Source organism: Actinotalea ferrariae (assembly GCF_019733465.1).
Taxonomy (GTDB): domain Bacteria; phylum Actinomycetota; class Actinomycetes; order Actinomycetales; family Cellulomonadaceae; genus Actinotalea; species Actinotalea ferrariae_A.
The window spans coordinates 1-6,189 of the sequence record NZ_JACVQL010000289.1 but is presented as its reverse complement, the minus strand read 5'-3'; the positions used below and the strand labels follow the sequence as shown (position 1 = coordinate 6,189).

The following is a 6,189-nucleotide window of genomic DNA, read 5'->3' as shown; positions in this document are numbered from 1 at the left end:
GCGCCGCCCTCGGTGGCCGGTGGCGCGACCGCACCCGTCAGCGCGGCGACCAGGGCCGGCCGCACCCCGGCGGAGCCGACGACGTCGACGGTGCCGCGCGCCACCGCGCTGCGGGCGCGCTCGACGGCACCCGCGAAGGCGGGGTCGCGCAGGAGGACGGGCAGGACGCCGGTGAGGTCCATGGATCCCTTCGAACCGTCTGGCGCCGGGCACGTCGGACGCGCCGGCACAGCACGAGCGCCCCGGTTCCGGTGCGGAGCGGGGTGTGTGCGCCAGTCTACGAGGGGCCACCGACACGCGCCCCGGCGGTCACGTCGCCGGTCACGCCGCCTGGCCGGCCGTCACATCGCCGAGGCGGGCTGCCTCAGCGCGATCGACTCGTCCAGGTACCGGCGCAGCTGCGTGCTCGAGGTGTGCACCGTGTAGGGGAAGTAGACGACCTCGACGCCCACGGAGGCGAAGTCGCGCTCGAGCTTGTCGCCCTTGGGCGTCCCGCGCCAGTCGTCGCCCTTGAAGATGACGTCGAAGCCGACCTGCGCCCAGGTGTCCAGCTTGTCGGGCAGGACCTCGGCCACCGCGTCGTCGACGAAGCCGATGTTGCGGACGATCTCCAGGCGCTCGGCGAGCGGGACGACGGGCGGGCGGCCCTTGACGCGCTCGAGCAGCTCGTCCGAGACGACGCCGGCGATGAGGACGTCGCACCGGCTCCTGGCGTGGCGGAGGATGTTGAGGTGGCCGACGTGGAAGAGGTCGTAGCCTCCGGGCGCATACCCCACCACTGCCATGTCACAACCCCTTCGAGCAGGTGCTCGACCGACGCCCGGCTCGGGTGCGGTCGAGCACTCCGACGTGCCGGTCCAGGCTGGCCGTCCAACCCGGTGACCCCGATGCTAGGCCAGACCCGGGCGAACCGGACAGGGCAGATCGGGTGAAATCGGACACGGCCCGGCCGGCTGCCGCCGGGGCCCGACCGCACGCCGGGCGCGCGTCTCCGACGGCTCCTTAGGATCGCTGCATGGAGGTCACCGAGGCGCCACCCGCGCGCCCTGCGCGTGGGCGCGTCCGTGCGCTCGCGGACCGCTACGTCGGTGAGCTCGCGCGGTTCGGCTCGGTGGGCGCCGTCGCGTACGTGGTCGACGTCGGCCTGTTCAACCTCCTGCGCTTCGGGCCCGGCGAGGTCCTCGGGCACAAGCCCCTGACCGCCAAGGTGATCGCGGTAGCGGTCGCGATGGTCGTGTCCTACGTCGGCAGCAGGTACTGGACGTTCTCGCACCGGCGCACAGAGCGACCTGGTCGGGAGATGGTCGCGTTCGTGCTGGTCAACGGCGTGGGCATGCTCGCCGCCGTCGGGTGCCTGTGGTTCTCGCACTACGTGCTCGGGCTCACGTCGCCGCTGGCCGACAACATCTCCGCCAACGTCGTCGGCCTGGCGCTCGGCACGGCGATCCGGTTCGTCGCCTACCGCCAGGTGGTCTTCACCGGGGTCACCGGGCAACGGCCCGACGAGAGGCCGGCGGCACCCGTGGTGGACGAGCGCGCCGACCTCCTGGACGACGCGGCGCCCCGGGGTCCGCTCGGCTGACCGGACGGCGGCAGCCACCCGCACACCCCGCCGCGCCCGGTGCCGGCGGGCGCGGAGCGCTCGTCCGGACCGGTCGGGACGCGCGTCGGACGCGCATCTGGGTGGGAATCGGGTGAACTCTGGGGCGAAAGGCTGACGGCGCACGCACGGCGAAGTCCGTTATGTGACGATGGAACTTCGGCGTGCCGGACCGTCCGACCGGTCGCGCCGGCGACGGAGCGCCGGCCGGCACGAGCAAGGAGCAGAGCGTGGAGCTGACCGATCACCTCAGGGCCGTCCGCCGGTACTGGTGGATCACGGTCCTGACGCTGCTCGCCACCGTCGGCGCCGCAGTCTACCTCACGAGCCGGGCGACGCCGGTGTACGAGAGCACGGTCACCTTCTACGTCGCCGCCTCCACGGACACGGGCACGGCGCTCCAGGCGGACGAGTTCGCGCAGCGCCGGGTCAACTCCTACGTCGGCGTGCTGCGCAGCGACCTGGTGGCCGAGGAGATCGCCGAGGCGCCGGACCTCGGGCTCACGGCCGCGCAGGTCAAGTCGCGCATCACCGCCGCGGTCGACCCCGAGACCATCATCCTCACGGCGACCGTCACCGACACCGACCCGAACCGGGCGCTGCGCATCTCCGAGGAGATCGCCGAGCACTTCGGTCCGCTCGTCTCGCGGCTCGACAGCACCGACGGCGCGAGCGGTGCGAACGTCTCGCTCACCGTCATCTCCGGGCCGAGCCTCGACCCCGAGCCGATCTCGCCCCGCAAGACCCTGAACATCGGCGTCGCCGTCCTCGCCGGGCTGGCCCTCGGCGTCGCCCTCTCCATCGCCCGTCAGATGCTGGACCGCAGCGTCCGCGACGTCGACGACCTCAAGGAGGTCAGCGGGCTCCCCACGCTCGCGACCGTCGGCGCGGAGGGGCGCCAGCGGCGGGGTGGCGGCCCGAGCCTGCTCATCGCCGACACCGAGCCCGGGTCGCCGCGCGCCGAGGCGTACCGGCAGCTGCGGACGAACCTCACGTTCAGCGCGGTCACCCACTCCATGCAGGTCGTCGTCGTGACGTCGGCGGTCGCAGGCGAGGGCAAGACGACGACGGCCTGCAACCTCGCGATCACGCTCGCGCAGAGCGGCCGGTCGGTCCTCCTCGTCGAGGCCGACATGCGCCGGCCGATGGTCGCGGCGCAGCTCGGCATCGAGGGTGCCGCCGGCCTCACCAACGTCCTCACCGGCGCGGTCAGCGCCGAGGACGTCGTCCAGCCGTGGGGCGCCGACGGGCTGCACGTGCTGGCCGCGGGCACCCTGCCGCCGAACCCGTCCGAGCTGCTGGGCAGCGACGCGATGCACCGGCTCGTCGACCAGCTGCGCGACCGGTACGAGCTCGTGGTCCTCGACACGCCGCCGGTCCTGCCCGTGACGGACGCGTCGGTCGTGGCCGCCCACGCGGACACGGTGGTGCTCGTCGTGCGGCACGGCCGCACGACGCGGGAGCAGGTCCGCGCCGCCCTCGAGGCGTTGTCCGGGGTGCGCGCCCCGGTCGTCGGGACGATCCTCAACGGGACGCCCAGCACCCTCGGCGGCGGCGGGTACGGCTACACGAGCGACTCCCCGAACCGGTCACGGCCGGAGAAGAACCACCGCCACCGTCATCGCGGACGCGCTGCCGGACGCGACGACCGCGCGCCGCGCGTCGACGCCGACGCGAAGCGCACGGGCACGACGGGCGAGGAGGCCCCCGCGCCGACGGGCACGGCACCCGAGCGCGCGACGGAGCCCGTGACGCCGACGGACGTCGTCGCGGCCGGCACGGAGCGGCCGGAGCAGGACTCCCCCGGGTCGGCCACGGACTCCCCCGGCACGGACGAGCCGACCCCGGACGCGCCGGCCACCGACGAGCAAGCATCGGACGAGCCCGCCACGGACGCGCCGACCACGGCCGAGCCCGGCACGGACGAGCTCACCGCGGACGAGCCCGCCGCGATCGCGCCGGCCGTGGCTCCGCCGCCCGCTGGGGCGGCCGACGTCGACCCCGCTGCCGCCAGGCCCGCTCCCGCCGAGCCCGTTCGCGCCGAGCCCGCTCCTGGTGAGCCCGCTCCTGCTGAGCCCGCTCCTGCTGAGCCCGCTCCTGCTGAGCCCGCTCCTGCTGAGCCGGACGCCGGGCTCCCGGCCGGCTCGGACGAGCACCGGGGCGTCGCGGGCGGTGACGTCCCGGCTCCCTCGCCGCACGGCGACGCAGCCGCCGCGCACGGCGCAGCCGACGCCGGAGCGCACGCCGACGACGCCGGCCGCCCTGGCGCGGACATGCCCGTCCCGGGCGACCCCGTGCCCGCCCGACGCTGAGATGCTGCTCGTGGCCTGGGTGGGCGCGTGCGCGGCGTTCGCCTGGGCGACGCGCCGGCGACCGCTCGTCACGCTGATCACGGTCCTCGTGCTGTGGATCGCGATCCCGGCGGTCGCGACCTCGCTCTTCACCGGGCACGCACCGGGGCCCCTGGCCGTGCACCCGGCGGTGTGGCTGGTCCTGGCCATGCTGGCCGCACAGCTGCTGCACGGTCCTGCGCGCATCGTCGAGGTCCTGAGCCGGCACGTGTTCCTCGTGCTCACCATCGGCCTCGTGGTGGCGGTCGCGACGCTCACGACCCAGCAGAGCGGGACCGGTGGCCTCGCCCTCCTCATCGACGTCGTCGTCGCCCCGGTCGTGCTGTTCCTCCTGCTGCTCGCCGTGGTCGACGGCGACCGGCGCGGGGTCGAGACGATCCGCAACCTCCTCCTCGCCCTCGGCGCCGGCGCCTCGGCGCTCGCCGTCGTCCAGTGGCTGGCCGGCAGCGTCCTGATCTACCAGGCGTCGCACGAGACGCGGTGGTGGTTCGTGCGCGAGGGGTTCGACCGCTGGATGGCGACGTTCGACCACCCGCTGATCCTGTCGATGTTCCTGTGCGTCGTCGCACCGCTCATCGTCGGCCTGCGACGAGCCCGGATGCAGCTCGCGCTCGTCGTGCTCTTCACCGCGGGCGTGACCATCACCCAGTCGCGCTCCGGCGTCGTCGTCGTCGCGGTCGTGGCGGTGTGGGTCGTCCTGCGGTCCCGGGCGCCCGCGCACGTGCGGCTCCTGTCGCTGTGCCTGCTCGCGATCGGTGCCGCGGCGCTGCTGTCCAGCAGCCTCGTGGAGGGCGTCGGCGAGCGCTTCGCGGACGACACCGGGTCCACCGGTGCGCGCACGGACGCGCTGAGCTTCTTCGGCCGGACCTGGCAGGACTACCTCGTCGTCGGGTACGGCCTGACCTCGAGCTACGGCATCGCCGCCGACAGCGGCCTCGTCGCGAGCCTCGAGAACTCGTTCCTCATGTACGCGGTCGACATGGGGCTCGTGTTCGCCGTCCTCTACTTCGGCGCGCAGGCAGTGCTCGTCGCCCGGGCCTGGTCGAGCTCCGGGCACCTGCCGGGCGCTCGCCAGGGAGCACTCATCGCGTTCCTGCTGCCCCTGACCTTCAGCGCGCTCGCCGCCCGCTCGGCGGCCGGCACCGTCCTGTGGGTGGCCCTGGCGCTCGGCGTCGCGCGTCTGACCACGAAGGACGACGGCGTGGACGACGACGGCGTGGCCGCGCCGGAGCGCGACCACGCCGTGCGTGGGGCGGGTCCGCAAACCCGCCCGTCACCCCGTCAGGGTGCGGTCGAGGTGCCGCTGTCGCGGCGCACCTCGACCGGTGCGCCGTTGTCGGCGTAGACGTTTCCCTTGGTCGTGGCCGTCGTGTCGGGCGTCATGAGGATCGTGAAGTAGTTGTCCTTGCGGGCCATGGCGGTGTTCACCATGTCCCGGGCGAACTTGTTGTCGGTGATCGACCCGAAGTTCATCGCGCCCACCCGGTCCCGACGCTCGATCTTCAGCGGGATGTGCCCGCCGTCGAACCAGTTCTTGCTGACCGATGCGCCGGTGACCGCGTTGACGTTCGGCGTCACGATCAGCCCGAACCCGGCCTGGCGGACGTCGTAGTTCTGGGTCCCGGCGGTCTTCGAGCGCCACGCCGAGAGCCGGTTGCCCACGATCGTGATGTTCGACCCGCCCTGGATCTGGATCGCGTCGTTGTGCGTCTGCTTGTCCGAGTGCGTCGGGACGGGCGAGAAGTAGGCGAGGTCGTGCACGTAGCTCGACTCGATCCGCACGTTCGCCTCCGAGCCGTGGGTGTTGAAGATCCCGAACCCGTCGACCACGTTCCAGGTGTTGACCCGGCGCGCGGTGTAGTCGTGCCCCAGGACGCCGTCGATCCAGTACGAGGGCGAGTCCGGCACCAGCGTGACGTCCTCGATCACCAGGTTGCGCACGTTCGCATCGGTCGCGTTGATCAGACCGATGCTGTGGCTGCCCTTGCCCGAGCCGCGGACGCGCGAGTTGCGGATCGTCACGTCGGCGGCCCTGACCTCCACGAACCCGTAGATGTCCAGGTTCTCGAGCACCGTGCCGGGCTCGGTGACGATGATGTCGCCCCGGTGCACCGTCAGCTTCGAGCCGGGGCGGACGCCGGTGTTCGACGCGTCCGGCCTCACGGTGCCGGGTGCCGGCGCGTCGCCCGGCGCCGGAGCGGGTGCCGGCGCGGGCGCGGGGGCCGGGGCGGGTGCGGG

Annotated in this window: 6 protein-coding genes; 3 read left to right on the top strand and 3 right to left on the bottom strand. The window is 73.5% G+C overall.

The window, feature by feature from the left end:
* Together ICW40_RS18060 and ICW40_RS18055 are read right to left on the bottom strand one after the other, a co-directional pair.
* Window positions 1-182: hypothetical protein (locus tag ICW40_RS18060; protein ID WP_221655389.1), on the bottom strand; the 182-nt coding region annotated here is incomplete at its 3' end.
* Between the two features lie 159 nt (window positions 183-341).
* Window positions 342-785 carry an adenylyltransferase/cytidyltransferase family protein gene (locus ICW40_RS18055; RefSeq protein WP_221655388.1) on the bottom strand — a complete coding sequence of 148 codons (444 nt, stop codon included), beginning with the start codon at window positions 783-785 and terminating at the stop codon, window positions 342-344.
* 230 nt (window positions 786-1,015) lie between these two features.
* Between ICW40_RS18055 and ICW40_RS18050 the strand changes: the two genes are divergently transcribed.
* From ICW40_RS18050 to ICW40_RS18040, 3 genes are all read left to right on the top strand, one after another.
* On the top strand, window positions 1,016-1,582 hold the full coding sequence (locus ICW40_RS18050; protein ID WP_221655387.1) for a GtrA family protein: 567 nt from the start codon (window positions 1,016-1,018) through the stop codon (window positions 1,580-1,582).
* A 248-nt stretch (window positions 1,583-1,830) separates the two neighbouring features.
* Window positions 1,831-3,912 (top strand): polysaccharide biosynthesis tyrosine autokinase, encoded by a 2,082-nt coding sequence (locus tag ICW40_RS18045; RefSeq protein ID WP_221655386.1) that lies wholly within the window; start codon window positions 1,831-1,833, stop codon window positions 3,910-3,912.
* A 1-nt stretch (window position 3,913) separates the two neighbouring features.
* Window positions 3,914-5,296 carry an O-antigen ligase family protein gene (locus ICW40_RS18040; protein ID WP_221655385.1) on the top strand — a complete coding sequence of 461 codons (1,383 nt, stop codon included), beginning with the start codon at window positions 3,914-3,916 and terminating at the stop codon, window positions 5,294-5,296.
* On the opposite strand, the gene ICW40_RS18035 is transcribed toward ICW40_RS18040, so the two are convergent.
* A partial coding sequence (locus ICW40_RS18035) for a hypothetical protein (RefSeq protein ID WP_221655384.1) occupies window positions 5,233-6,189 on the bottom strand: 957 nt, incomplete at its 5' end. The genes ICW40_RS18040 and ICW40_RS18035 overlap by 64 nt on opposite strands.